Origin of the sequence: Streptomyces sp. NPDC059989 (assembly GCF_042736975.1) — a bacterium.
Classification (GTDB): Bacteria; Actinomycetota; Actinomycetes; order Streptomycetales; family Streptomycetaceae; genus Streptomyces.
The window spans coordinates 15,603-40,353 of record NZ_JBHWUO010000017.1; the positions used below are offsets into that span (position 1 = coordinate 15,603).

At 73.3% G+C, this 24,751-nt stretch carries 24 protein-coding genes; 19 read left to right on the plus strand and 5 right to left on the minus strand.

Annotated features, from left to right (window positions below):
* Nucleotides 1-26: 26 nt before the first annotated feature.
* Nucleotides 27-224 carry a hypothetical protein gene (locus tag ACFWBN_RS17250; RefSeq protein ID WP_385177351.1) on the minus strand — a complete coding sequence of 66 codons (198 nt, stop codon included), beginning with the start codon at nt 222-224 and terminating at the stop codon, nt 27-29.
* A 1,457-nt stretch (nt 225-1,681) separates the two neighbouring features.
* Here ACFWBN_RS17250 and ACFWBN_RS17255 point away from each other — a divergent pair.
* The 8 genes from ACFWBN_RS17255 to ACFWBN_RS17290 all read left to right on the plus strand — a co-directional run bounded on the left by ACFWBN_RS17255 (nt 1,682) and on the right by ACFWBN_RS17290 (nt 9,809).
* Nucleotides 1,682-2,638: a TauD/TfdA dioxygenase family protein gene (locus tag ACFWBN_RS17255; protein WP_385177353.1), complete on the plus strand. Its 957-nt coding sequence runs from the start codon at nt 1,682-1,684 to the stop codon at nt 2,636-2,638.
* A gap of 88 nt (nt 2,639-2,726) precedes the next feature.
* Nucleotides 2,727-3,284: an NADPH-dependent FMN reductase gene (gene ssuE / locus ACFWBN_RS17260; protein WP_385177355.1), complete on the plus strand. Its 558-nt coding sequence runs from the start codon at nt 2,727-2,729 to the stop codon at nt 3,282-3,284.
* Between the two features lie 45 nt (nt 3,285-3,329).
* A complete protein-coding gene (locus tag ACFWBN_RS17265) occupies nt 3,330-4,370 on the plus strand; it encodes an ABC transporter substrate-binding protein (protein ID WP_385177357.1) in 1,041 nt (346 codons plus the stop codon).
* A gap of 6 nt (nt 4,371-4,376) precedes the next feature.
* A complete protein-coding gene (locus tag ACFWBN_RS17270) occupies nt 4,377-5,171 on the plus strand; it encodes an ABC transporter ATP-binding protein (RefSeq protein ID WP_385177359.1) in 795 nt (264 codons plus the stop codon).
* A 491-nt stretch (nt 5,172-5,662) separates the two neighbouring features.
* A complete protein-coding gene (locus ACFWBN_RS17275; protein ID WP_385177585.1) occupies nt 5,663-6,430 on the plus strand; it encodes an ABC transporter permease in 768 nt (255 codons plus the stop codon).
* A gap of 129 nt (nt 6,431-6,559) precedes the next feature.
* On the plus strand, nt 6,560-7,891 hold the full coding sequence (locus ACFWBN_RS17280) for an LLM class flavin-dependent oxidoreductase (RefSeq protein WP_385177362.1): 1,332 nt from the start codon (nt 6,560-6,562) through the stop codon (nt 7,889-7,891).
* Nucleotides 7,888-9,459 carry an FAD-dependent oxidoreductase gene (locus ACFWBN_RS17285; RefSeq protein ID WP_385177365.1) on the plus strand — a complete coding sequence of 524 codons (1,572 nt, stop codon included), beginning with the start codon at nt 7,888-7,890 and terminating at the stop codon, nt 9,457-9,459. The genes ACFWBN_RS17280 and ACFWBN_RS17285 overlap by 4 nt, the downstream gene beginning before the upstream one ends.
* Entirely contained in the window at nt 9,456-9,809 is a 354-nt protein-coding gene (locus tag ACFWBN_RS17290; protein ID WP_385177367.1) for a 4Fe-4S binding protein, read from the plus strand. The genes ACFWBN_RS17285 and ACFWBN_RS17290 overlap by 4 nt, the downstream gene beginning before the upstream one ends.
* Nucleotides 9,810-9,941: 132 nt before the next feature.
* Here the strand turns inward: ACFWBN_RS17290 and ACFWBN_RS17295 are convergent, their stop codons facing one another.
* Nucleotides 9,942-10,664, minus strand: coding sequence for a DUF2470 domain-containing protein (locus ACFWBN_RS17295; protein ID WP_385177369.1), 723 nt, complete (start codon nt 10,662-10,664; stop codon nt 9,942-9,944).
* Between the two features lie 170 nt (nt 10,665-10,834).
* On the opposite strand from ACFWBN_RS17295, the gene ACFWBN_RS17300 reads away from it, so the two are divergent.
* From ACFWBN_RS17300 to ACFWBN_RS17315, 4 genes are all read left to right on the plus strand, one after another.
* Complete coding sequence (locus tag ACFWBN_RS17300) at nt 10,835-11,230, plus strand: cell division protein SepF (RefSeq protein ID WP_048477630.1); 396 nt, start codon at nt 10,835-10,837, stop codon at nt 11,228-11,230.
* Between the two features lie 67 nt (nt 11,231-11,297).
* Nucleotides 11,298-12,674, plus strand: coding sequence for an ATP-binding protein (locus ACFWBN_RS17305; protein WP_385177372.1), 1,377 nt, complete (start codon nt 11,298-11,300; stop codon nt 12,672-12,674).
* Between the two features lie 101 nt (nt 12,675-12,775).
* Entirely contained in the window at nt 12,776-13,108 is a 333-nt protein-coding gene (locus ACFWBN_RS17310) for a nucleotide pyrophosphohydrolase (RefSeq protein WP_385177587.1), read from the plus strand.
* Nucleotides 13,109-13,231: 123 nt separating this feature from the next.
* Nucleotides 13,232-13,717, plus strand: a complete 486-nt coding sequence (locus tag ACFWBN_RS17315) for a DUF6099 family protein (protein WP_385177374.1) — start codon at nt 13,232-13,234, stop codon at nt 13,715-13,717.
* 49 nt (nt 13,718-13,766) lie between these two features.
* Here the strand turns inward: ACFWBN_RS17315 and ACFWBN_RS17320 are convergent, their stop codons facing one another.
* Complete coding sequence (locus ACFWBN_RS17320) at nt 13,767-14,051, minus strand: hypothetical protein (protein WP_385177376.1); 285 nt, start codon at nt 14,049-14,051, stop codon at nt 13,767-13,769.
* Nucleotides 14,052-14,281: 230 nt separating this feature from the next.
* On the opposite strand from ACFWBN_RS17320, the gene ACFWBN_RS17325 reads away from it, so the two are divergent.
* Nucleotides 14,282-15,205, plus strand: coding sequence for an LLM class F420-dependent oxidoreductase (locus ACFWBN_RS17325; protein WP_385177378.1), 924 nt, complete (start codon nt 14,282-14,284; stop codon nt 15,203-15,205).
* Nucleotides 15,206-15,222: 17 nt separating this feature from the next.
* Nucleotides 15,223-16,128 (plus strand): homocysteine S-methyltransferase, encoded by a 906-nt coding sequence (gene mmuM, locus ACFWBN_RS17330; protein ID WP_385177380.1) that lies wholly within the window; start codon nt 15,223-15,225, stop codon nt 16,126-16,128.
* Between the two features lie 7 nt (nt 16,129-16,135).
* Here the strand turns inward: mmuM and ACFWBN_RS17335 are convergent, their stop codons facing one another.
* The gene (locus tag ACFWBN_RS17335; protein ID WP_385177383.1) at nt 16,136-16,924 is read right to left on the minus strand and encodes an excalibur calcium-binding domain-containing protein; all 789 of its coding nucleotides are present in this window, start codon (nt 16,922-16,924) and stop codon (nt 16,136-16,138) included.
* A gap of 186 nt (nt 16,925-17,110) precedes the next feature.
* Here ACFWBN_RS17335 and ACFWBN_RS17340 point away from each other — a divergent pair, with 186 nt between their 5' ends.
* The 5 genes from ACFWBN_RS17340 to argF all read left to right on the plus strand — a co-directional run bounded on the left by ACFWBN_RS17340 (nt 17,111) and on the right by argF (nt 24,247).
* Nucleotides 17,111-18,601: a 3' terminal RNA ribose 2'-O-methyltransferase Hen1 gene (locus ACFWBN_RS17340; RefSeq protein ID WP_385177385.1), complete on the plus strand. Its 1,491-nt coding sequence runs from the start codon at nt 17,111-17,113 to the stop codon at nt 18,599-18,601.
* Complete coding sequence (locus tag ACFWBN_RS17345) at nt 18,598-21,204, plus strand: polynucleotide kinase-phosphatase (RefSeq protein WP_385177387.1); 2,607 nt, start codon at nt 18,598-18,600, stop codon at nt 21,202-21,204. The genes ACFWBN_RS17340 and ACFWBN_RS17345 overlap by 4 nt, the downstream gene beginning before the upstream one ends.
* 170 nt (nt 21,205-21,374) lie before the next feature.
* Nucleotides 21,375-21,887 (plus strand): hypothetical protein, encoded by a 513-nt coding sequence (locus ACFWBN_RS17350; protein ID WP_385177389.1) that lies wholly within the window; start codon nt 21,375-21,377, stop codon nt 21,885-21,887.
* Nucleotides 21,888-21,933: 46 nt separating this feature from the next.
* Nucleotides 21,934-23,163, plus strand: coding sequence for an arginine deiminase (locus tag ACFWBN_RS17355; protein ID WP_385177391.1), 1,230 nt, complete (start codon nt 21,934-21,936; stop codon nt 23,161-23,163).
* 73 nt (nt 23,164-23,236) lie between these two features.
* The gene (gene argF, locus ACFWBN_RS17360) at nt 23,237-24,247 is read left to right on the plus strand and encodes an ornithine carbamoyltransferase (RefSeq protein WP_385177393.1); all 1,011 of its coding nucleotides are present in this window, start codon (nt 23,237-23,239) and stop codon (nt 24,245-24,247) included.
* On the opposite strand, the gene ACFWBN_RS17365 is transcribed toward argF, so the two are convergent.
* Nucleotides 24,248-24,667 carry an ATP-binding protein gene (locus ACFWBN_RS17365; protein WP_385177395.1) on the minus strand — a complete coding sequence of 140 codons (420 nt, stop codon included), beginning with the start codon at nt 24,665-24,667 and terminating at the stop codon, nt 24,248-24,250.
* Between the last annotated feature and the right edge of the window lie 84 nt (nt 24,668-24,751).

The window sequence follows — 24,751 nt, forward strand, 5'->3', positions numbered from 1 at the left end:
ATACCGCTGGGTGTGATCTCGCACTCTCATGACATACTAAAAGGATCACGGAATACCCGGCTGAGCAGCACCGTTGCGGCTGCTTCGGGCAGTTTGGCCGGGCCCGCGGGCGGGGTCACGATCCGCTCGGGGTCGTCGCAGACGTGCGCGAGCGCCGTCGCGGCGCCGCGGATCTCCTCCGGGCAGGGCCCGTCCGGAACGCTCGCCGGCGCGGTCACGACCATGACCGCGGGATTGAAGACATCCCACAGAAGAGCCGCCGCCGGTCGGCCCGTGGGCCGAAGGGTGGCGGCGGTGGAGTGTGGGCGGCCCTGCGGGGCTGTCCCCTACCCGCCCTTCCCCCGTTCCCCGGGGCTCCGCCCCGGACCCCTGTGCGTGCGCTGCGCGCCCGTGCCCTCAAACGCCGGGCGGGCTGGATTTGGCTGCTGCCGTCCGCCTGGTGCGGCAGGGATTGCCCTGCGCGCATCTCTGGTCGCCACCGGGCATATCCAGCCCCGCCGGCGTTTGAGGCGCGGGGGTCCGGGGGCGGAGCCCCCGCCGGGTCCGGGGCGGAGCCCCGGGAGCGGCGGCCGGGGTCGCAAGCCCCGCCGCGCGGCGGAGCCGCAAATGCAGCACAGCGGGAAGGGGCGGGGTGGGGGGAGAGCGCCCCGCAGGGGGCGGCGCAGCCCGGGCATGGCGGGCGCATTGCGCAACCGTGAAATCCGGCCACGGGATTCGGCCGCCCGGCCGGGCCCCGCACCGCTCGGAACACGGAGAAAGGCCAGGTCGCACCCGGTGCGAGGGGTCGGCCGCGGCCCGGGGGCGAGCCGCCCGGCAGGGGTTGACCGGTGGCGGGAGCGCTGACAGGCTCCGAGCCATGACCGCGAACGCACTTCTCGCCCCGCGGCTCCACACCCCCGGCCTCTGTACCGCGCCGGGCGCGTGTCCGGGCCGCTGTCCGGCCCCGCACCGAGCCTGAGCCGCGGCTCCACGGCCCCGCCCGGCCCCCGTCGCGCCCCGGTTCAGCCGGCCCACACACCGGCATGACCCCGCACCGAGCCTGAGCTCGGCCAGCCCCGCGCGGGTTCACCCAGGCCGCGACCGGCGTCACTCCGCACCGAATCCTGACCTCGGCCGACCCCGAGCGTGGGTTCGGCAAGGCTGCGGGCCGGGGTGACTCCGTATCGAGCCTGAGCTGGGCGTCCCGAGCCGGCGTGCCCCCGCAGCGAACCTGACCTCGGCCGACCCCGAGCGTGGGTTCGGCAATGCTGCGGACCGGCGTGACCCCGTATCAAGCCTGAGCTGGGCCGTCCCGAGCGTGGGTTCAGCCGGTTCACGGGCCGGCGTGACCCCGTATCGAGCCTGACCTCGGCCGACCCCGAGCGTGGGTTCAGTCAGGCTGCGGACCGGCGTGACCCCGTATCGAGCCTGACCTCGGCCGACCCCGAGCACGGGTTTCGGCCAGGCCGCGGACCGGCGTCGCTCCGTAGCAAGGCTGAGCTCGCCCGGCCCCGCGCTGCCGGCCACGGCACGGCACGGCGCGGGTCCGCCGCCCCGGCGCGTCGGCCCCGCGCCCTCGGTCCGTCGTCTTCCCGCATACGCCCGTACCGCACAGCCATGCCCTACGTGCCCCTCCCCACCCGCACCTCCGTTACTTCCGCTGCGGAAACAGCCCTCCCGCAGCCCTGACCAGGGAGCTCTCATGGCCACCGCCACCCACACCGCCACCACCCCCACCACCCCCATCACCGTCACGCGGATCGGCGGCCGCATCGGCGCCGAGATCGGCGGCGTACGGCTCGGCGGCGATCTCGCCGCCGAGACCGTCGCCGAGATCCGGGCCGCGCTCCTCGCCCACAAGGTCGTCTTCTTCCGCGGTCAGGACCACCTCGACGAGGCCTCCCACGAAGCCTTCGCCCAACTGCTCGGCGCCCCGGTCGCGCACCCCACCGTCCCCTCCGCGGACGGCCGTTACGCCCTCGGCATCGACTCCCACCACGGCGGCCGCGCCAACCAGTGGCACACCGACGTCACCTTCGTCCCCGCCTACCCCGCCTTCTCCATCCTCCGCGCCGTCACCATCCCCCCGTACGGCGGCAACACCCTCTGGGCCAACACCGCCACCGCCTACACCCACCTCCCCGCACCCCTCCGGACCCTCGCCGACAGCCTGCGCGCCGTGCACTCCAACGAGTACGACTACGCCGCCCTGAAGCCCGACGCCGTGCCCGAGGCCCTGGCCCAGTACCGCGAGGTGTTCACCTCCACGAAGTTCCTCACCGAGCACCCGGTGGTCCGCGTCCACCCCGAGACGGGCGAACGCACCCTGCTGCTCGGCAACTTCGTCCAGCGGATCCAGGGGTTCACCGGCCGCGACTCCCGCGCCCTCCAGGACCTCTTCCAGGCCCACATCGAGAGCCCCGAGAACACCGTCCGCTGGCAGTGGCGGGCCGGCGACGTCGCGATCTGGGACAACCGCGCCACCCAGCACTACGGCGTCGACGACTCCGACGACCACGAGCGCACCCTGCGCCGCGTCACCGTCGACGGCGACGTCCCGGTCGGCGCCGACGGCGAGCCCTCCCGCCTGCTCAGCCCGGAGACCGTCCCGGACCCCGCCTTCGGCATCGCCTCGGGCGCCTCGACCACCGCCGCCTGACCCTTCCCGCCTGACCCTTCCCGCCGCGCCCGCCGCCACGGCCCGCCCGCCCGCCCGACCGCCACCGTACGAAGCCCAAGGAGCCCCCGTGCCCCAGCTGCTCGCCATCACCGGCAGCCCCTCCACCCACTCCCGTACCGCCGTCGTCGCCGATCACGTGCTGCGCCGCCTCTCCCACGCCGGCTTCGACACCGCCCACCTCGCCGTACGCGACCTGCCCGCCGCCGATCTCCTCTCCGCCCGGCGCGGCGAGCCGGAGATCCGCCGGGCACTCGAGGCCGTCGCCGAGGCCGACGGCCTCGTCATCGCGACCCCGGTCTACAAGGCCTCGTACACCGGCCTGCTCAAGGCCTTCCTCGACCTGCTCCCCCAGGACGGCCTGGTCGGCAAAACGGTTCTGCCCCTCGCCACCGGCGGCAGCCTCGCCCACGTCCTGACCATCGACTACGCCCTGCGGCCCGTCCTCGCGGCCCTCGGCGCCCGGCACGTCACCGCCGGCCGCTTCGTCCTCGACTCCTCCGTCGAGCGCGGCTCCGGCCCCGACCGGCTGCGGCCCGAAGCCGAACTGGACCTCTTCCAGGCGGTCGACGAGTTCGCGGACGCCCTGCGCGCCGCGGACGCCACCGCCCTCACCGCCACCCCGTAGTACAGCCCGCCCCGCGACCGCGACCAGCACACACAAGGACCCGTCATGCCCGCAGCCCTCGCCTCGACCTCCACCTCCCGACGCCAGTTCCTGACCCTGCTCGGCATCTCGGCGGCCGCGGTGAGCTGCGGCACGGCCACCGCCACCGGCGGCGGATCCGGATCCGGCTCGCAGGTCAAGACCCTGAAGTACCAGGGCTCGGTCGGTGCGGTCACGCTCCCCGAACTCGCCGCGGACCTCGGCTACTTCGAGGACGTGAAACTCGAATGGGTCGGCAACACCATCAGCGGCCCGCAGGACATCCAGTCCGCCGCCACCGGCCAGACCCACTTCGGCAGCGCCTTCAACGGCGCGGTCATCAAGCTCGCCGCCGGCAAGGCGCCGATCAAGGCGGTCATCTCCTCCTACGGCTCGGACCAGTACTCCTACGCCGGCTACTTCGTCCTGGAGGACAGCCCGATCCGCTCCGCCCGGGACCTGATCGGCAAGAAGGTCGGCATGAACACCCTGGGCGCCCACTACCAGGCGCTGCTCGACACCTACCTCGCCCGCAACGGCCTCTCCAAGGCGGACGCGGCCAAGGTCGAGGCCCTGGTCATACCGCCCGTCAACACCGAACAGGCGCTGCGCGCGAAGCAGATCGAGGTCGGGGTGCTCACCGGCATCCTGCGCGACAAGGCCGTCGCCTCCGGCGGCATCCGCCCGCTGTTCACCGATGTGGAGCTGCTCGGCCCCTTCAGCGCGGGCACCTACATCATGACCGAGCGCTTCATCAAGCAGAACCCGGACACCGTACGGACCTTCGTGACGGGCGTGGCCAAGGCCATCGAGTGGTCGCGCACCACCCCGCGCGAGGAGGCCGTCGCCCGGATGACCGAGATCGTCAAGAAGCGCGGCCGCAACGAGGACACCACCGCCCTGCAGTACTGGCGCTCCTTCGGGATCGCCGAGACGGGCGGGCGGATCCCCGACAAGGAGTTCCAGCTCTGGCTCGACTGGCTCGGCGAGCGCGGCGAGATCAAGCAGGGGCAGTTCAAGCCGTCCGACCTCTACACCAACGAGTTCAACGGCTACGGGAAGGGCTGACCCGACATGGCGAAGATCGTGTTCGAGGGAGTGCGCAAGACCTTCGGGGACTTCACCGCCCTCGACGGCATCGACCTGGAGATCCGCAGCGGCGAGTTCCTCGTGGTCGTCGGCCCCAGCGGCTGCGGCAAGTCCACGCTCCTCGACCTGCTCGGTGGACTGTCGGCCCCGACGGCCGGGCGGATCCTGCTCGACGGCAGGCAGGTCACCGGGCCGGGCCTGGACCGGGGCATCGTCTTCCAGCAGTACGCGCTGCTGCCGTGGCGCACCGCCCAGGGAAACGTCGAGTTCGGCCTGGAGGCCACCGGTGTGCCGCGCCGGCAACGGGCCGCCCGGGCGAAGGAGTTCCTGGACCTGGTCGGACTGACCGGCTTCGAGGACCGGCACCCGCACCAGCTCTCCGGCGGCATGCGCCAGCGCGTCGCCATCGCCCGTTCGCTGGCGTACGACCCGGACGTGCTGCTGATGGACGAGCCGTTCGCCGCGCTCGACGCGCAGACCCGCGAGTCCCTGCAGGACGAGCTGCGCCGCATCTGGCAGAGCACCGGCAAGACCGTCGTCTTCATCACGCACGGCATCGAGGAGGCCGTCTACCTCGGGCAGCGGGTGGCCGTCATGACGTCCCGGCCCGGCCGGGTCAAGGAGGTCGTCCCGGTCTCCTTCGGCGACCGCGACGGACTGCTGGGGGAGGCCCTGCGGTCCAGCCCGGAGTTCGCCCGCTACCGGCACGAGATCTGGAACCTCCTCCACGACGAGGTGGCCCGCGCCCAGCAACTGGAGAAGGAGGCGGCAGCCGCATGACCACCGGAACCGACACCACCGCCCTGGCGGCCGCGGGCCTCACGGCCCCGACCGAGCCCCCGACCGAGCCCGCCGCGGACCCCGCCGGGCCACCCCGGGCGACCGAGGCCCTGCTCGACAAGACCCCGTCCCCGACCGGGTCCGACCCGGCTGGAACCCCGCTGGGCAAGGCCCCGGCTCCGACCGGGTCCGACCCGGCTGGAACCCCGCTGGGCAAGGCCCCGGCTCCGACCGGGACCGCCCCGGTCGGTACCCCGCTGGGCAAGGCCCCGGCTCCGACCGGGTCCGACCCGGCTGGTACCCCGCTGGGCAAGGCCCCGGCTCCGACCGGGACCGCCCCGGTCGGTACCCCGCTCGGCGAGGCCCCGGCCCCCGCCGGCTCCGCCCCGGCCGGAACCCCGCTCGCCACGCCCCAGGCCGAGCCCGGCCCCGACCGGGCCGGCAAGACCCCGGCCCCCGCCCCCGCCCCCACCCGTACGAAGGCCGCCGCACTGGCCGTCGTACGGGGCCTGAAGGCCGTCGCCCTCCGCAGCGCCGCGATCCTCGCCCTGATCGCCCTCTGGGAGATCGCCCCGCGCGCCGGCCTGGTCGACGCCACCTTCCTGCCGCCCATCAGCGAGGTAGCCGTCGCCTGGTGGGAGCTGGCCGGCGAGGGCCAGCTCGCCGAGCACACCCAGGCCAGCCTGATCCGCTCCTTCGGCGGCTTCGGCATCGCCGTGGCCATCGCCGTCCCGCTCGGCCTGCTCATCGGCTGGTACCGGCCCCTCGCCGACTTCCTCGGGCCGCTGTTGGAGGTCTTCCGCAACACCGCGGCCCTCGCGCTGCTCCCGGTCTTCGTGCTGCTCCTCGGCATCGGCGAGACCTCGAAGGTGTCGATCGTCGTCTACGCCTGCCTCTGGCCCGTCCTGCTCAACACCATCAGCGCCGTCCGCAACGCCGACCCCACCCTGATCCGGCTCGCCCGGTCGATGGACCTCTCCACGGCCCGCCTGTTCCAGAAGGTGATCCTCCCGGCCTCCGTACCGGCGATTTTCACCGGCATCCGGCTCGCGGGAGCCGTCTCCATCCTCGTCCTCGTGGCCGCCGAGATGATCGGCGCGAAAGCGGGACTCGGCTATCTGATCAACGCCTCGCAGTTCAACTTCGCGATCCCGCAGATGTACGCGGGCATCATCACGATCTCCGCGATCGGCGTCGCCTTCAACCAGCTCCTCGTCACCGTCGAACGCCGTCTCAGCCTCTGGCGCGTCCCCGCCTGATGCCCCGGCGCGGGCGGCGGACCAGAGCGCGGCGCCCCGCTCCGCCGCCGGATCCGCAGCCCGGACCGTCCCCGCCGATCACACACCCCCGCGAGGCCGCCGGCCTCGCCACAGAACCCAGGAACAGCCATGACCGCACCCCGGACCCTCCACCTCAACGCCTTCCTCATGAACGCCGGGCACCACGATGCCGCCTGGCGCCACCCCGGCAGCACCCCCGAGCGCGTCACCGACCTGCGGTACTTCCAGGAGCTCGCCCAGATCGCCGAGCGCGGCCGGCTCGACTCCATCTTCTTCGCCGACGGCCTCGCCCTCTGGGGCAAGGCCCGCTACAACGCCCTCGGCGGATTCGAGCCGCTCACCCTGCTCTCCGCGATCGCCGCCGTCACCGAGCACATCGGGCTCATCGCCACCGTGTCCACCACCTTCAACGAGCCCTTCAACCTCGCCCGCAAGTTCGCCTCCCTCGACCACATCAGCGGCGGCCGGGCCGGCTGGAACATCGTCACCTCCGGCACCCTCGACGAGGCCCGCAACTTCAACCGGGAGGAGCACCTGGAGCACGGCCTCCGCTACGACCGGGCCCGCGAGTTCCTCGACGTCGCCACCAAGCTCTGGGACAGCTGGGAGGACGACGCGATCGTCCTCGACAAGGAGCGCGGCATCTACGCCGACACCGACAAGCTCCACCCCGCCGCCCACCGCGGCGAGTACTTCGGCGTCGCCGGCCCGCTCAACGTGCCGCGCTCCCCGCAGGGATACCCGCTGCTCGTGCAGGCGGGCTCCTCCGAATCCGGGAAGGAGTTCGCCGCCCAGTACGCGGAGGCCGTCTTCACCGCGCAGCAGACCCTCGCCGACGGCCAGACCTTCTACAAGGACCTCAAGTCCCGCCTCGCCAGGTTCGGCCGCGCCGAGGGCGACCTGCTCGTCCTGCCCGGCATCGCCCCCGTCATCGGCTCCACCGAGGCCGAGGCGAAGGCCCTGGAGCAGGAGCTCACCGACCTCCAGGTGCCCGAGTACGGCCTCGCCCAGCTCTCCGGCATGCTGAACGTGGACCTCACCGGGCTGCCCCTCGACGGTCCGCTGCCCGACCTGCCCGAAGAGCGGGACATCAACGGCAACAAGAGCCGCTTCACCCTCGTCGCCGAGCTCGCCCGCCGTGACGGCCTCACCCTGCGCGAGCTGATCGCCCGCCTCGGCGCCGGCCGCGGCCACCGGGTCTTCGCCGGCACCCCCGAGCAGATCGCCGACCAGCTGGAGGAGTGGTTCACCCAGGGCGCCGCCGACGGGTTCAACATCATGGCCCCCGTACTGCCCACCGGCCTGGCCGACTTCGTCGACCACGTCGTGCCGATCCTCCAGCGGCGCGGCCTCTTCCGCACCGAGTACACGGGCGCCACCCTCCGCGAGAACTACGGCCTGCCCCGCCCGGCCAACCGGCACACCCGGGAGACCGCATGAGCGATCAGCAGGCCGACGTCCTCGTCGTCGGCGGCGGACCCGCCGCCACCTGGGCCGCCCTCAAGGCGGCCGGGGCCGGGGCGTCCGTCGTCCTCGCCGACAAGGGCTACTGCGGCACGAGCGGCGCCACCGCAGCCGGGGGCACCGGCGTCTGGTACGTCCCGCCCGAACCGGCCGCCCGCGAGGCTGCCATGGCGAGCCGCGAAGGCCTCGGCGGGTACCTGGCCGACCGCCGCTGGATGGCCCGCGTCCTCGACGAGACGTACGAGCGGATCAACGAGCTGGCCACGGACGGCCGCTATCCCTTCCCCACCGGCCCCGACGGGCAGCCGCTCCGCAACGGTCTCCAAGGCCCGGAGTACATGCGGCGGATGCGCATCCGCATCCGCCGCGCCGGGGTCCGCGTCCTCGACCACAGCCCGGTCACCGAGCTGCTCACGGACGCGGACGGCGCCGTCGCGGGCGCCGCCGGCTACCGCCGCCAGGCCCGCGAGCACTACCGGGTCCGGGCCGGCGCGGTGGTCCTCGCCACCGGCGGCTGCGCCTTCCTCAGCGGGGCGCTCGGCACCAACACCAACACCGGGGACGGAGCGCTCTTCGCCGCCGAGGCCGGGGCGGAGCTGTCCGGCATGGAGTTCTCCAACGCCTACGGGATCGCCCCCGAGGGCACCTCCGTCACCAAGACGGCCTTCTACTCCTTCGCCACCTTCTACCAGGAGGACGGCGCGGTCCTGGAGGGCGCCGCAAGCCAGGGCGGCCGCTCGGTCATCGCCCGGGAACTCCTCACCGGCGCCAGGGTGTACGCCCGCCTCGACCGCGCCGACGAGCGGACCCGGGCCGCCATGCGCCTGGCCCAGCCCAACTTCTTCCTCCCCTTCGACCGCCTCGGCATCGACCCCTTCACCGACCGCTTCTCCGTCACCCTGCTCGCCGAGGGCACGGTCCGCGGGACCGGCGGCATCCGGATCACCGGCGACGACTGCGCCACCGCGGTGCCCGGCCTGTACGCCGCCGGGGACGCGGCCACGCGCGAGGAGATCTGCGGGGGCTTCACCGGAGGCGGCAGCCACAACGCCGCCTGGGCGATCTCCTCGGGCAGCTGGGCGGGCCGGGGCGCGGCCCGGTACGCCCTCTCCCTGGGCTCCGGCCGGGCGGCGCACCGCGCGCTCACCCCCGCCGGCGGCGCCGGTCTGCGGCCCGCCGGCACCGCCGGCCCGGCCGGCGGCCACCGGGACGCCGTGGCCCTCGTACAGGCGGAGGTCCTTCCGTACGACAAGAACTACCTGCGCCACGGCACGGTGCTGGCGGACTCGCTGCGGACCCTCGACGGGGCCTGGGCCGAGCTGCGCACCTCGCTGTACGGCGAGGGCGCGGACCGGGTCCGGGCCCGGCAGGCGGCCGCGATGACGGCGCACGCGCGGTGGATGTACGCGGCCGCGCTGGCCCGGACGGAGAGCCGGGGGATGGCCAGGCGCCTGGACCACCCGGAACAGGACCCGAGGCTGCACCACCGCATCACGGTGGGCGGACTGGACCGGGTGTGGAGCAGAGCGGAGGTGGCGGCGTGATCGAACTGGTCTCGGCGGAGCGGTGCATCGCCTGCGACAAGTGCGTGGAGGTCTGCCCGACGGACGTGTTCGAGCGGGGCCCCGAGGGGATCCCGCTGCTCGCCCGGCAGGAGGACTGCCAGACCTGTTTCCTGTGCGAGGCCAACTGCCCGGTGGACGCGCTGTTCGTGTCCCCGCTGACGCGGCCGGCGCCGGAGGACCCGGCCGTACGGGACGAGGCGGGGCTGGTGGGCCGCGGCCTGCTCGGCAGCTACCGGCGGGAGATCGGCTGGGGCGAGGGGCGTACGCCCGGGGCGCTGCGGGCGGTCGGGCCGGCGCTGTCCCCGGCGGCGGCGCCGATCACCTCGTGAGTGCGGGGCGGTCCCGGTCCGGGACCGCCCCTGCCCGCGTTCGCCGGACCGGCAGGGCGCCGGACGGGCGGACCGTCAGACCGTCAGGACGATCTTGCCGGCGGCAACGGGGCCCGGGTGCGCGTCTATTCCTCAGGCCGGCAGGGTGTTGCGGTGCGAGCGCCGCCGGGCCGCGCTGAAGAGCGCCTGGATCTGGGCGCCCGACTGCTCGACGTCGTCGAGGGGCGAGGGGAAGGGCAGCCGTACGTCGCGGTGGCCGCGCCGCTCCTCCAGTCGCAGGGTGATCCCGTAGCGGTCCATGGCCACCGGCAGCGCGCGCAGGACCGCCGCGGTGGGCAGCGGGTGGACCAGGCGCAGCAGCAGGGTGACGAGGTCCGGGTGGTCGTCGAGGAGGTGCGTGAGCATGCCCGCCTCGTAGGGGGCCAGCGGGTCGGGGCGGGCCGCGTCCAGCTCGTCGAGGCCGACGTACGCGAAGCCGTCCGGGGTCTCCAGGACCGCCTGGCCGAATTCCACGCAGGTGGAGTCGGCGGCCTCGTCGGTGTAGGGGGTCAGCAGGCGGCCCAGCACGGTGACGCGGGCGCGCACCCGGTCCCGTACGGACGTGGGGGCGACGTCGGTGAACTCCAGCCGGATCGCGGGCCGGTCCTCGGCGTCGCCGCCCGGCTCGGCGGGGTGCAGGTGGAGGCGGCCCATCGGGTCCGTGCCGTCGAGGTGGCGGACCTCGGTGCGCAGTCCGTCGGTGACCACGGTCAGGGAGTGGGCGGCGGCCAGGATCGAACGGACCCGCTCGGCGTCGGTGGGCCGGGCGGCCTGGTCGGCCGGGTTGGCGGGGGCAGGTGCACCGGACATGCGCATGCGGATCTCTCCATCGTCCCGAAATGCAGGCGGCTTGGTTAGGTATGCCTAACCTAACTCATTCCGCTCGTGGGGAGTAGCCGGGATGGGCTCGTGTCGTTGTTGGGCTGAACGGGTGAAACACGAGAGGATGGGGGGATGCACATGAAGCGCACGGCCGAGGCGGCCCGGTGAGCAGGTACGACGTCACCGACGAACAGTGGGAGGGGCTCGCGCAGGTGGTCCCCCTGCGCAGTCGCAACGAATGGCCCTCCCGGGTGGACCACCGCACGATCCCCACGGCGCCCGGAGCGTCGGCGGCGGAGCAGCGGCGCTTCGTGGTGATCCGGGTTCAGATCTTCGCCGACGCGCGGGAGGTGGCGGAGTACCTGATCGCGCAGATCCCGGTGCTGCTCGACCTGACCGGCGCGGACGGCGAAGTGGCCAAGCGGATCCTCGACTTCAGCAGCGGCGTGGTCTTCGGGCTGGGCAGCGGAATGCACCGCGTGGACCGGAACGTCTTCCTGCTGGCGCCCGTCGGGACCGAGGTCGAGGGGATCGCGGCCGCGGCCGTCCCCCGATCGTAGGAAGGTCGCGACGCCGGAACGGTTCGCCGGGCCCTCGGGGGGCCCGACGGCCCGTACCGTCCCGCGCATGAACCCCCGCCCCGAAGCCGCCGCGTTAGCCGACCCCCTCGAAGTCCGCACCCGCCACCGCCGACCCGACGGGGCACCGGCCGTACCGGCCCCCGCGGACACGGGAGCCCGGTCGGGGGTCGAAGCCCCCGCGCGGCCGGGGCCCACTGCCGGGGCTCCCGCCCTCGCCGCCCCGGTCGTGCCGACGCAGGTCGGGCTCGTCGGTCCCGGGCGGCCAGCGGAGCCTGCCGAGCCCGCGCAGCGGACACCGCACCGGCGGCCCGTGGTCACCGCGCTGCGCCTCTCCGCCTTCGGGCCGCACTGCGGCGCCGCCTTCCGGCTCGGGCCCGTCACCCTCTTCACCGGGCCGAGCGGCAGCGGCAAGTCCCAGGCCCTGGCCGCCTACGAGGCCCTGGCCGCGCTGGGTTCCGGTGCCGCGCTGGAGGACGCCTTCCCGGAACCGGCGCTCCGCATCCCCGACCTGGCCGTCCCCGACGCCGGGCGGCGGCGCGGATTCCGCATCGGCTGTACGGTCGACGGCCCCGCCGGGCCGGTCCGGCTCGACCTCGCCGTCCAGGCCGAGCCCGCCCTGCGGATCGTCGGCGAACGGCTCTCCCAGGACGGGCAGGTCCTGCTCGCCACCGCCCTGCGCGACCCCGGCCGCCGCTCCGTGCAAGCGGCCTGGCTGACCGGCGGCGCCACCGGCGTCACCCGGGCCCCGCTGCCCGACGACCGGCTCGGCACCGCCCTGCTCCCGCTCCGCGTGGCCGGAGCCACCGCGGGCCAGCGGCAGGTCCTGGCCGCCGCCGAGCAGGTGGTCGTGGCCCTGCGCTCGGTGTTCCCCTGCGACCCCGACCCGCAGCGGATGCGCGCGCCGGTCCCGCCGGGGGAGGGCCGGCTGCGGGGCGACTGCGCCAACCTGGCCGACGTACTGCGCCGGACCCGCCACGAATGCGGCACCCGGCACGCGCTGCTGACCGAGGCGGCCCGTACCGGCTGCGCCGGGCCCGTCGCCGGGCTCGACGTATGGGCCTCCGCGGGCGGCGGCCCCGTCACGGCGGTGCTGGACCGGGGCCCCGACCGGCCCGCCACCGAACTGGCCCGCCTCGGCGCGGGCGAACTCCGCTTCCTGGCGCTGGCCCTGGTCCTGCTGACCGGCCCGGGCGTGCTCGCCATGGACCCGGCCGCCGAACTGCTCTCCGCACAGCAGGCGCTGACGGTGCTGGCCGACGGCTTCGACCGCGGCCTGGACCGGCGCCAGGGCGCGGAACTGCTGCGCCTGGCCCAGCTGGCCTCCGCGCACGGCCACATCCGGCTGGCCGCGGCGGTGGGGGAGGACCTCGCGGCCCTCGCCCGCGGCCTCCCCGGCGTCACGGTGGTAGACCTGACCCCATGAACGAGGTCAACGAGGCCGGCGAGGTCGGCGAGGCGAACCGGACGGGCGCGGCGGACGCGCCGGACGAGACACCCGAACCGCACGGCGAGCGGCTCGGGCAACTGCAGCGCAGGCTCGCCGATTTCGCGTCGGCGCGCGGCTGGGAGCCGTACCACACGCCCAAGAACCTGGCGGTGGCGCTGAGCGTGGAGGCGGCCGAACTGGTCGAGATCTTCCAGTGGCTGACCCCGGAGGAGTCGGCGGCGGTCATGGAGAAGCCGGAGACGGCCCACCGCGTGGCCGACGAGGTGGCCGACGTCCTCGCGTATCTGCTGCAGTTCTGTGAGGTTCTCGGGGTGGATGTGCTGGATGCGCTCGCCGCGAAGATCGAGAGGAACGAGCTGCGCTTCCCAGTGACGGGCCCTCAGGTGTCGAATCGTCACTCTTCGGAGTGATGGACTCTTCCACAATCACGTTTGTGTCCACATTTTCCGAATACCCCTGGCTTTACTGACTCGTTGCCCTCACTCTGGGTAGTGGTGAGAACGGCGGGATGTCGTGCGGACGGGGGACGGCATATGGATGCGGTACGGCTCATCGCGGCCGGCCGGCACGCGCTGGCACAGAGCGGGGCTGCGTGGGGCATCGTGGGCGAGGCCTGGCAGGCCCAGGCGCTCGCACAGGGCGTCGGGGGCTATCTGGCGGTCACCGGGCCGCCGGAGCTGAGATCGGAGGCACGGGGACTGGGGGAAGCGGGAAGCAGAGGCTGCGGGGTGATCGACCGGGCGGCCCTGCGCGGAGAGGGCAGCGCGCCCGAGTATCCGCCGCGGGCGGCTCAGCTGACGGAGGTGTCGGATGTCCGGCAGGCACTGCTCGGACTCCAGGCGCTGCTCGGCGAAGTGGGCATAGCCCTGGTCGGGGTGGCCTGCGGGACGGACGACGAGGCCCTCTACTGGCAGTGCATAGAGTCGATCGACGCGGCGGACGAGTCGAGCGACCGGGTGCGGGCGCTCCTGCGCCGCATGGCGGTGCGCGAGCGGGGATCCGCCTCGGGCGTGGCCTGAGCGGGCCGAGGGGAGTGGGGTCCCGTCGCGCGCGACGGGACCCGTACGGTCAGTACGACCGGTAGGAGGGGCGCTCGCTCTCGGCGGCACGGCTGCCCGGGGTGCCGGTCGTACCGGGGGCGCCGGGGGTGCGGTCCGTGGAGGACTGGAGGTCGGCGTCGAGCTGCGAGAGGTCGGCGTTCAGCGCCGCCATCAGCTCTTCCATCTGCTGGAGCAGGCCCTTCGGCGCGCCGCCCTGGGCGGGTGCCGCGGACTCCTGGCATGCATGGTCGTGTGCTGCCTGTCCGGTCTGTCCGTCCTGTCGGTGGGTTTCCGGCACGGACTCATGGGACATGGCGGCCTCCTCGGCCCTGGCCCTTCCGAGGCGGAAGGGGGCGGTGGACGCACCGGCGAAGGGCCGCCGGCGCGCGGGCCGGGCGGTCCGGCTCCGTCCGAGCAACGATCCCCGTCCGGGCTGGTCACTGGCGGGGCCCGGGGTGGGCCGTCCGGTTGACGCAGATTCACCCGGCCGGGGTGGGATGCGGGCGCCTCCCGAAGGCGGCCCGGGGAGGCAGGATGGGGAGCATGGATCTTCGCATTTTCACCGAGCCCCAGCAGGGCGCGAGCTACGACACCCTCCTGACCGTCGCCAAGGCCACCGAGGACCTGGGCTTCGATGCGTTCTTCCGCTCCGACCACTATCTGAAGATGGGCTCGGCCGACGGCCTGCCCGGCCCCACCGACGCCTGGATCACCCTCGCCGGCCTGGCCCGCGAGACCAGCCGGATCCGGCTGGGCACGCTGATGACGGCCGGCACCTTCCGGCTGCCCGGCGTCCTCGCCATCCAGGTGGCCCAGGTCGACCGGATGTCCGGCGGCCGGGTCGAACTGGGCCTGGGCGCCGGCTGGTTCGAGGAGGAGCACAAGGCGTACGGGATCCCCTTCCCGGCGGAGCGGATGGCCCGGCTGGAGGAGCAGCTGGCCGTGATCACCGGCTTGTGGGCCACCGAGATCGGCGCCACCTTCGACTACGCGGGCAGCCACTACCAGGTGGAGAACTCGCCCGCGCTCCCCAAGCCGCTCCAGTCCAAGGTGCCCGTCCTCATCGGCGGCCACGGAGCCCGGCGCACCCCGCGGCTCGCCGCGCGGTACGCGGACGAGTTCAACATGCCCTTCGCGTCGATCGCCGACAGCGAGCGGCAGTTCGGCCGGGTCCGGGAGGCCGCCGAGGAGGCCGGGCGCACGGCGGACGACCTCGTCTACTCCAACGCCCTCGTGGTCTGCGTGGGCAAGGACGACGCCGAGGTGGCCCGCCGGGCCGCCGCCATCGGCCGTGACGTGGACGAGCTCAAGGCCAACGGCCTGGCCGGCTCCCCGGCCGAGGTCGTGGAGAAGATCGGGGCCTACGAGGCCATCGGCTCCTCCCGCGTCTACCTCCAGCTGCTCGACCTCGACGACCTGGACCACCTGGAGCTGATCTCGGCCCAGGTGCTCTCCCAGCTCGGCTGAGGCAGGAGCGCACCCCCATGCCGCGCGCGTCCGGCCCGCTCGCCGAAGCCCTGGCCCGCAGGACCGTGCTCCTGGACGGCGGGCTGAGCAACCAGCTCGCCGCCCAGGGCTGCGACCTGTCCGGCGGCCTCTGGACGGCCCGGGTGCTCGCCGAGCGCCCGGACCAGGTGGAGGCCGCCCACACGGCGTACGCACGGGCCGGCGCCGAGGTGCTGATCACCGCGAGCTACCAGATCGGCTACGAGGCCTTCGCCGCCCACGGCCACGACCGCGCCGCCACCGACGCCCTGCTGCGCCGCAGCGTCGCGCTCGCCGCCCGCGCGGCCGGAGCCGCCGACCACGAGGTGTGGGTGGCCGCGTCCGTGGGCCCGTACGGCGCGGTGCTGGCGGACGGCTCCGAGTACCGCGGCCGGTACGGCCTGAGCGTGCGCGAGCTCGCCGCCTTCCACCGCTCCCGCATCGAGGCCCTGCTCGCCGCCGGCCCCGACGTCCTCGCCCTGGAGACCATCCCCGACCCGGACGAGGCCGAGGCCCTGCTCACCGTCCTCGCCGAGACGGGCGCCCCGGCCTGGCTGAGCTACACCGCCGCCGAGGGCCGCACCCGCTCAGGCGCCCCGCTCCCCGGGGCCTTCGCCCTCGCCGCGCGATCCCCGCAGGTCATCGCCGTCGGCGTCAACTGCTGCGACCCGGCGGACGTCCTGCCCGCCCTGGAAGCCGCGGCCGGCGCCACCGCCAAGCCGCTCCTGGCCTACCCCAACGACGGCTCCGTCTGGGAGGCCGCCACCGGCACCTGGCACGCGCCGGCCACCGAGGCGCGCTGGCCCACCGCCGCCTGGCGCCGGGCCGGCGCCCGCCTCATCGGCGGCTGCTGCCGCATCGGCCCCGACCGGATCACCGAGTTGGGCGCAGAGGTCCTCGGCTAGCGCCCCCCTAGCGTTCGCAGGCGATGCCGTCGCCGTCGCGGTCGAGGTGCGAGCCGTAGCCCGGGTCGCCGCGGCGGATGGGAGCCTTGCCGGCGGCCTTCACCGCACTGCAGTTGCGGTAGGAGACGCTGCCTCCGCCGCCGCTGCCAGAGTCGTCGTTGTCCGCCGTCGGTTCGGGCTCGGGCTCGGGCGTGGGAGTGGGCTTGGGCGTGGGCGAGGACTTCGGGCGCAGGGCGGTGCCCTTCTCGGTCGGGCACGTCGTACCGGCGTCGACCAGGTGGACGGTTGCCGAGACGGACTTCGACGCGAGCGCGGAGCCCGCCTCCGGCTCCTGGAAGCACACGACCCACTGCGTGTGGTCGGCCCCCAGCGTCACGTCCGTGTACGCGCTGCGCGCGGTCAACTCGGTGTCGAGCAGGGCCTCCACGGCCTTCTCGGCCCCGGCGAAAGGAGTGCCGACGACCGAGGGCATCGCGGAGGCGGGGGTCGGTGACGGCGCCGCGGCCGCCGGCGCCGAGGACTGGGGCGTGGCCGTCGCCGTGACGGCGGTCGGGGACTTGGACTTGGCGTCGTCGCCCGTCTTCTTCGGCGCGTCAGGCGACAGGAAGACCACCAGGAACCAGAGGCCCGACAGGACCGTGGCGATGATCTTCTTCTTCTGGTTCCACTGGCTCAGCCAGACCAGCGCGATGCCCGCCGGGGGAAGCAGGACGAGAGCGGTGATGATCAGCGCCGGGTGCTGCCACCAGCGTCTTATCGGCTGCCAGGGCGTGTGGGCGTGAGGCGGAGGGTACACGGGGCTCCAATGTGCACAGGGGGGAACAGCGGTGTCCAAACCAGAGCAGAGTGTCAAAATGTGACGGCTCTTGTATGGGAAACGTGAAGATCGCGTTCGCGGCCGTTCGGGAAGGCAGCCGACCTCCCGTCGCAGCACACGGAAAACGCGTTGGCCCGTGAGCGGCCTCAACACATACTCGGAGGTGTGTTCCTGACGATCTCCACCACCGGCTCCCCTGAACGACCCGCGACCGACCTGGGCTTTCTGCTGCACAAGCATCCCGGCAAGACGCAGGCCTTCTCCACCTCCCACGGCACCGCCCACGTGTTCTACCCCGAGGCCACGGCCGAACGGTGCACGGCCGCGCTGCTCCTGGAGGTGGATCCCGTCGCACTCGTGCGGCGCGGCCAGGGCAAAGGCCGGGGCGGGGCGCCCGACGCCGCGCTCGCGCAGTACGTCAACGACCGCCCGTACGCCGCCTCCTCGCTGCTCGCCGTCGCGCTCAGCGGGGTGTTCCGCAGCGCGCTCAAGGGCCAGTGCGCCGCCCGCCCGGAACTGCCGGAGCAGACGCGGCCGCTGCGCGTCGAGATCCCGGTGCTGCCCGCGCGCGGCGGGGCGGAGCTGGTGCACCGGCTGTTCGACCCGCTCGGCTGGGACCTCGTACGGGCCGAACCCGTACCGCTCGACCCGCAGTTCCCCGAGTGGGGCGACTCCCGTTACGTACGGCTCGTCCTGGAGGGCGAGCTGCCGCTCGCCGACGCCCTGCGCCAGCTGTACGTCCTGCTCCCCGTGCTCGACGACGCCAAGCACTACTGGATCGCCCCCGACGAGGTCGACAAGCTGCTGCGCGCCGGAGAGGGCTGGCTCGCCGCCCACCCGGAGAACGGCCTGATCAGCTCCCGCTACCTGGCCCGCCACAAGCGGCTGACCCAGGACGCCCTGGAGCGCCTGGAACTGGTCCGCCTCGCCGAGGCCGACGGCAGCGAGGTCGAGGAGCTCGACAACGCGGTCGACGAGGACCGCGACACCGAGGAGCGGCCCGTACCGCTGGCCGTACAGCGGCGCGACGCGATCCTCGCCGCGCTGCGCACCGCCGGCGCCGCCCGCGTCCTCGACCTCGGCTGCGGGCAGGGCCAGCTGGTGCAGGCGCTGCTCAAGGACCCCGCGTACACCGAGATCGTCGGCATGGACGTGTCGGTGCGGGCGCTGAACCTCGCGGCCAAGCGGCTGCGGCTGGAGCGGCTGGGGGAGCGCCAGAGCGCGCGCGTCCGGCTGCTGCAGGGTTCGCTCGCCTACACCGACAAGCGGCTGGCCGGCTATGACGCGGCCGTGCTCAGCGAGGTCATCGAGCACCTGGACCCGGAGCGGCTGCCCGCGCTGGAGTACGCGGTGTTCGGCTCGGCCCGCCCCCGCACGGTGCTCGTCACCACCCCGAACGTCGAGTACAACGTCCGCTGGGAGACCCTGCCCGCCGGGCACGTCCGGCACGGCGACCACCGCTTCGAGTGGACCCGCGCGGAGTTCCGGGCCTGGGCCGCGGACGTGGCCGCCCGCCACGGGTACGAGGCCGCCTTCCTGCCCGTCGGCGACGACGACCCCGAGGTCGGCCCGCCGACCCAGATGGCCGTGTTCACCCAGAGCGACACCACGACCGACACCACCACCGACACCCCGAAGGAGGGCGAGGCAGCATGACCACTGAAAGCACCGAGATCACCGAGACCGTCGAGATCACCGGGACCCACCGCACCCGCGTACTTCCCGTCACCGACCTGTCCCTCGTCGTCCTGATCGGGGCCACCGGATCGGGCAAGTCCACCTTCGCCCGCAGGCACTTCAAGGCCACCGAGGTCATCTCCTCCGACTACTGCCGGGGCCTGGTCTCCGACGACGAGAACGACCAGAGCGCCAGCAGGGACGCCTTCGACGTCCTGCACTACATCGCCGGCAAGCGGCTCGCCGCCGGCCGCCTCACCGTCGTCGACGCCACCAGCGTCCAGGCCGACGCCCGCCGGCAGCTGGTCCAGCTCGCCCGCGAGCACGACGTCCTGCCCATCGCCATCGTCCTCGACATGCCCGAACAGGTCTGCGCCGAGCGCAACGCGGCCCGCCCCGACCGGGCCGGCCTGCCCCGCGCCGTCATCCAGCGACACCGCCGCGACCTGCGGCGCTCGCTGCGCGGCCTGGAGCGCGAGGGTTTCCGCAAGGTGCACGTGCTGCGCTCCGTCGAAGAGGCCGAGACCGCCCAGGTCGTCCTGGAGAAGCGGTTCAACGACCTCACCCACCTCACCGGCCCCTTCGACATCGTCGGCGACATCCACGGCTGCTCCTCCGAGCTGGAGACCCTGCTCGCCGAGCTCGGCTACGAGGACGGGGTCCACCCCGAGGGCCGTACCGCCGTCTTCGTCGGCGACCTCGTCGACCGCGGGCCCGACAGTCCCGGCGTCCTGCGCCGGGTCATGGGCATGGTCAAGTCCGGCAACGCCCTGTGCGTGCCCGGGAACCACGAGAACAAGCTCGGCCGTTATCTGAAGGGCTCCAAGGTCCAGCGGACCCACGGCCTCGCCGAGACCATCGAGCAGCTGGAGAAGGAGCCGGAGGAGTTCGTCGAGGAGGTGCGGGAGTTCATCCGCGGCCTCGTCAGCCACTACGTCCTCGACGGCGGCAAGCTGGTGGTCTGCCACGCCGGCCTGCCCGAGAAGTACCACGGCCGGACCTCCGGCCGGGTGCGCTCGCACGCCCTGTACGGGGACACCACCGGCGAGACCGACGAGTTCGGCCTGCCCGTGCGCTACCCGTGGGCCGAGGACTACCGCGGCAAGGCGGTGGTGGTCTACGGCCACACACCGGTCCCGAACACCTCCTGGATCAACAACACCATCTGCCTCGACACCGGCGCGGTCTTCGGCGGGAAGATGACCGCCCTGCGCTGGCCCGAGCGCGAACTGGTCGACGTACCGGCCGAGAAGGTCTGGTACGAGCCGGTCAAGCCGCTCGCCACCGAGGCCCCGGGCGGTGCTGCATGGGATTGGTCAGGGGGCGGGCGCCCGCTCGACCTCGCCGACGTCCACGGGCGCCGGGTCGTGGAGACCCGCCACCTGGGCAACGTCAACGTGCGCGAGGAGAACGCGGCCGCGGCCCTGGAGGTCATGAGCCGCTTCGCCGTGGACCCGCGGCTGGTCCCGTACCTGCCGCCGACCATGGCGCCCACGGCCACGTCCCGCGAAGACGGCTACTTGGAGCACCCGGCCGAGGCCTTCGCGCAGTACCGCAAGGACGGCATCGCCCAGGTCGTGTGCGAGGAGAAGCACATGGGCTCCCGCGCCACCGTCCTCGTCTGCAAGGACGCCGACGCGGCCCGCGAGCGCTTCGGCGTCGACGGCCCGACCGGCTCGGTCTACACCCGCACCGGACGGCCCTTCTTCAAGGATCCCGAGGTCACCGAGGAGGTCCTGGCCCGGCTCCGCACGGCGGTCGCCGACGCCGGCCTCTGGGAGGAGCTCGGCACGGACTGGCTGCTGATCGACGGCGAACTCCTGCCCTGGTCCCTGAAGTCGGGCGGCCTGCTGCGCAACCAGTACGCCGCCGTCGGCGCCGCCTCCGGCGCCGTCTTCCCGGGCGCGATCGCCGCCCTGGAGGCGGCCGCCGCCCGCGGCATCGACACCGGCGAACTGCTGGAGCGCCAGCGCGGCCGCGCCACCGACGCGGCCGCCTTCACCGACGCCTACCGCCGCTACTGCTGGACCACCGACGGGCTGGACGGCGTACGGTTCGCGCCCTTCCAGTTGCTGGCGGCGGCCGGGCGGTCGCTGGCCGCCGTACCCCACGACGAGCAGCTGTTCTGGCTGGACCGGCTCGTCGCGGCCGACGAGGCGGCCGGCACCGGCCTGCTGCGCGGGACCGGCCGGATCCTGGTGGACACCGCGGACGAGGACTCCGTACGGGCGGGCACCGACTGGTGGCTGGAGCTGACGGCCGCCGGCGGCGAGGGCATGGTCGTCAAGCCGCTCCAGGCCTACGCCCGGGACGGCAAGGGCCGCCTGGTCCAGCCCGGGGTCAAGGTGCGCGGACGCGAGTACCTGCGGATCATCTACGGTCCCGAGTACACGCGCCCGGACCACCTGGAGAAGCTGCGCGAGCGGCACCTCGGGCACAAGCGCTCCCTCGCCCTGCGCGAGTACGCGCTCGGGCTGGAGGCGCTGGACCGGCTGGCGGCCGGGGAGCCGCTGTGGCGGGTCCACGAGGCCGTCTTCGCCGTGCTCGCCCTGGAGTCGGAGCCGGTCGACCCCAGGCTCTGACCGGCGGGGGCTCCGGCCCTCCCGCGCGCCCGTCAAGCCGGGCACGCGGGAGGGCCGCTCATTAGGTCGTATGGGGGAACTTTCGGGGAGAACTCCGGGAAACCCACCGGCGGGATCGTTCATCCAGGGCAGCGGAATGTCCGCGACCCTGGAAGGACGGAACGTCACCTATGAAGATGACCGCGCGCGGAAGCATTGCGGCGCTCATGACCTGTATGGCCGCGGCCGGCGCGGCCACCCCGGCCGTGGCAAACTCGGTGCCGGTGGGTGTCCCGCTGGACGCCGTGGAGACCACGCTGGGCGTGGACACCCCGCGCCTGGCCACCGGGGTGCCGGTGCCGGTCGTCGGAGCGCCCGAGGCGCCCCGCTTCCACAAGGGGGAGATGCTTCCCACTCCACTGCTCCCGGTGATCCCGATCGGGACCGAGCTCGGCAGGACCCTCGTCACCTCCCCGGTGCCCAACCTGTTGGGCACGCCGGAGACGGACGGCGAGGGCTCGCTGGAGGCTCCGGCCACCGACCTGCTCACCCGGACCCCCGGCCTGGTCGCCGGAGGCCTGCTGACGATGCCGGACGCCTCCAACTCCGGGGTGCCGAACGTGAAGGCGCCCGAGCTGGGTCTGATCACCCCGGAGGTGACCGGGGCGCCGACGGCGCTCCTCGGCCTCGCGCTGCCCCGCTGAGCAGACACCAGGTCAAAAGGCCGCCCGGTCTGCGAACGTGTACGGCATGGGATTCCATGTCGATTCCGAGACCGGGCGGCTTCGCCGCGTCATCCTCCACCGGCCCGACCTGGAGCTGAAGCGGCTCACACCGAGCAACAAGGACGCGCTCCTCTTCGACGACGTGCTGTGGGTGCGCCGGGCCCGCCAGGAGCACGACGGCTTCGCGGACGTGCTGCGCGACCGGGGCGTGGAGGTCCACCTCTTCGGTGACCTGCTGCGCGAGGCCCTCGACATCCCGGAGGCGAGACACCTCGTACTGGACCGGGTGTGCGACGAGAAGGAGTACGGGCCGCTCGCCACCGACCACCTGCGGGCGGCCTTCGACGGACTGGGCTCGGCCGCGCTGGCCGAGGCGCTGGTCGGCGGGATGACCAAGCGCGAGTTCCTGGAGCGGCACGCCGAGCCGGTGTCGGTGCGCTTCCACGCCCTGGAGCTGGACGACTTCCTGCTGGGGCCGCTGCCCAACCACCTGTTCACCCGGGACACCTCCGCATGGATCTACGACGGGGTGTCCATCAACGCGATGCGCTGGCCGGCCCGGCAGCGCGAGACCGTCCACTTCGAGGCGATCTACAAGCACCACCCGCTCTTCACCTCCTCCGGGGCCTTCCACTACTGGTCGCAGGGGCAGGCGGACTACCCGTCGACGATCGAGGGCGGGGACGTGCTCGTCATCGGCAACGGCGCGGTGCTCATCGGGATGAGCGAGCGGACCACCCCGCAAGCGGTGGAGATGCTGGCGCGGGGCCTGTTCGCCGCCGGGTCGGCGACGAGCATCGTGGCGCTGGACATGCCGAAGCGGCGGGCCTTCATGCACCTGGACACGGTGATGACGATGGTGGACGGAGATACGTTCACTCAGTACGCGGGCCTGGGCATGCTCCGCTCCTACACGATCGAGCCGGGCGACGGGGCGAGCGAGCTGAAGGTGACCGACCACCCGCCGGAGCACATGCACCGGGCCATCGCGGCGGCCCTCGGACTGGACTCGATCCGGGTGCTGACGGCGACGCAGGACGTGCACTCGGCGGAGCGCGAGCAGTGGGACGACGGGTGCAACGTGCTGGCCGTGGAGCCGGGGGTGGTGGTCGCCTACGAGCGGAACGTGACCACCAACACCCACCTGCGCAAGGAGGGCATCGAGGTCATCGAGATCCCGGGCAGCGAGCTGGGCCGCGGCCGGGGCGGACCGCGCTGCATGAGCTGCCCGGTGGAACGGGACGCGGTGACCTAACCCCCTGTATATGAATACAGAGGATCGTATAGACTTCCAACATCCCCTGTCACCGTGACGCTGGAGCGATCCCATGGCCCCCGACCTCGCAGGCCGCAGTTTCCTCAAGGAGCTCGACTTCACCGCCGCCGAGTTCCGCGGCCTGATCGAGCTCGCCGCCGAGCTCAAGGCGGCCAAGAAGGCCGGCACCGAGCAGCCCTTGCTCCAGGGCAGGAACATCGCGCTGATCTTCGAGAAGACCTCCACGCGCACCCGCTGCGCCTTCGAGGTCGCCGCCGCGGACCAGGGGGCCCGCACCACCTACCTCGACCCCTCCGGCTCCCAGATGGGGCACAAGGAGTCGGTCAAGGACACCGCCCGGGTGCTCGGCCGGATGTTCGACGGGATCGAGTACCGGGGCGACAGCCAGGACGCCGTCGAGGAGCTCGCCGCCCACGCGGGCGTGCCCGTCTTCAACGGCCTCACCGACGACTGGCACCCCACCCAGATGCTGGCCGACGTCCTCACCATGACCGAGCACTGCGCCAAGCCGCTGGAGCGGATCTCCTTCGCCTACCTCGGCGACGCCCGCTTCAACATGGGCAACTCCTACCTCGTGACCGGCGCGCTGCTGGGCATGGACGTACGGATCGTCGCGCCCCGGGCGTACTGGCCCGCCGAGCCCGTCGTCGCGGCGGCGCGCGAGCTCGCCGCGCGGAGCGGGGCCCGGATCACGCTGACCGAGCGGATGGACGAGGGCGTGGCACAGGCCGACTTCGTCGTCACCGACATCTGGGTGTCCATGGGCGAGCCCAAGGAGGTCTGGGACGAGCGGATCGAGGTCCTGTCCCCGTACGCCGTGACCATGGACGTGCTGCGCGCCACCGGGAACCCGGACGTGAAGTTCATGCACTGCCTGCCGGCCTTCCACGACCTCGGCACCAAGGTGGCCCGGGAGATCCACGAGCGGCACGGGCTGGAGTCGCTGGAGGTGACCGACGAGGTGTTCGAGTCGGCGCACTCGGTCGTCTTCGACGAGGCCGAGAACCGGCTGCACACCATCAAGGCCGTGCTCGTCGCCACGCTCGCGAAGCCCGGCGCATAGTCATACCGAGACGGGCCGCGCCGACAGGGTGAACCACACCGCCTTGCCGTCCGCGGTCGGGCGGTGGCCGCAGGCGGAGCTCAGGGCCCGGATCAGCAGCAGGCCGCGGCCGTGCTCCTGCCAGGGGTCGGGATGGGTGTCGTCCGCGCGGGCGGCGAGATCGCCCGGCGGCCGCGGATCGCCGTCGTGCACCTCGACCTGGCAGCCGCCCGCCAGCAGCTCCACGACCAGCTCGATCGGCGCCTCGGAGCTGGTGTGCTCGACGGCGTTGGCGACCAGCTCGGCGGTCAGCAGCTCCGCCGTGTCGCTGTCGGCGGGCGCGTCGATGTCGGCCAGCGCGGTACGGACCAGGGCGCGGGCGAGGGGTACGGCGGCCGCCGTGTGGGGCAGGGCGATCCGCCAGGCGGAGGTGTGGGACACGAGCGGTACCGTCCCTTCCGGGAGGCGGGGCAGGGGGTGGAGCGAGAACTCCTGGTTTCAACGATACGAAGTCGAAATTCGTGC

Coding starts and splice junctions, on each gene's coding strand:
- ACFWBN_RS17320 (WP_385177376.1), bottom strand. CDS start 14,051: ATGTCCCATGAGTCCGTGCCGGAAACCCACCGACAGGACGGACAGACC.
- ACFWBN_RS17295 (WP_385177369.1), bottom strand. CDS start 10,664: ATGCGCATGTCCGGTGCACCTGCCCCCGCCAACCCGGCCGACCAGGCC.
- mmuM (WP_385177380.1), top strand. CDS start 15,223: ATGCCGCGCGCGTCCGGCCCGCTCGCCGAAGCCCTGGCCCGCAGGACC.
- ACFWBN_RS17315 (WP_385177374.1), top strand. CDS start 13,232: ATGGATGCGGTACGGCTCATCGCGGCCGGCCGGCACGCGCTGGCACAG.
- ACFWBN_RS17280 (WP_385177362.1), top strand. CDS start 6,560: ATGACCGCACCCCGGACCCTCCACCTCAACGCCTTCCTCATGAACGCC.
- ACFWBN_RS17250 (WP_385177351.1), bottom strand. CDS start 224: ATGGTCGTGACCGCGCCGGCGAGCGTTCCGGACGGGCCCTGCCCGGAG.
- ACFWBN_RS17325 (WP_385177378.1), top strand. CDS start 14,282: ATGGATCTTCGCATTTTCACCGAGCCCCAGCAGGGCGCGAGCTACGAC.
- ACFWBN_RS17270 (WP_385177359.1), top strand. CDS start 4,377: ATGGCGAAGATCGTGTTCGAGGGAGTGCGCAAGACCTTCGGGGACTTC.
- ACFWBN_RS17265 (WP_385177357.1), top strand. CDS start 3,330: ATGCCCGCAGCCCTCGCCTCGACCTCCACCTCCCGACGCCAGTTCCTG.
- ACFWBN_RS17305 (WP_385177372.1), top strand. CDS start 11,298: ATGAACCCCCGCCCCGAAGCCGCCGCGTTAGCCGACCCCCTCGAAGTC.
- argF (WP_385177393.1), top strand. CDS start 23,237: ATGGCCCCCGACCTCGCAGGCCGCAGTTTCCTCAAGGAGCTCGACTTC.
- ACFWBN_RS17345 (WP_385177387.1), top strand. CDS start 18,598: ATGACCACTGAAAGCACCGAGATCACCGAGACCGTCGAGATCACCGGG.
- ACFWBN_RS17285 (WP_385177365.1), top strand. CDS start 7,888: ATGAGCGATCAGCAGGCCGACGTCCTCGTCGTCGGCGGCGGACCCGCC.
- ACFWBN_RS17350 (WP_385177389.1), top strand. CDS start 21,375: ATGAAGATGACCGCGCGCGGAAGCATTGCGGCGCTCATGACCTGTATG.
- ACFWBN_RS17255 (WP_385177353.1), top strand. CDS start 1,682: ATGGCCACCGCCACCCACACCGCCACCACCCCCACCACCCCCATCACC.
- ACFWBN_RS17355 (WP_385177391.1), top strand. CDS start 21,934: ATGGGATTCCATGTCGATTCCGAGACCGGGCGGCTTCGCCGCGTCATC.